Below are 227 nucleotides of genomic sequence, written 5' to 3' on the forward strand. Positions count from 1 at the left end.
ATCGGCCACATTGGGACTGAGACACGGCCCAAACTCCTACGGGAGGCAGCAGTAGGGAATCTTCCACAATGGACGAAAGTCTGATGGAGCAATGCCGCGTGAGTGAAGAAGGGTTTCGGCTCGTAAAACTCTGTTGTTAAAGAAGAACACTCTTGAGAGTAACTGTTCAGGAGTTGACGGTATTTAACCAGAAAGCCACGGCTAACTACGTGCCAGCAGCCGCGGTA

The 227-nt window shown here is 51.1% G+C and carries 1 rRNA gene; it reads left to right on the plus strand.

Going from position 1 to position 227, the window contains the following annotated elements:
• Positions 1–227, plus strand: a 16S ribosomal RNA gene (locus HF569_RS12255); the annotation flags it as partial.

Origin of the sequence: Levilactobacillus tujiorum (assembly GCF_012641185.1) — a bacterium.
GTDB classification, from domain to species: Bacteria; Bacillota; Bacilli; order Lactobacillales; family Lactobacillaceae; genus Levilactobacillus; species Levilactobacillus tujiorum.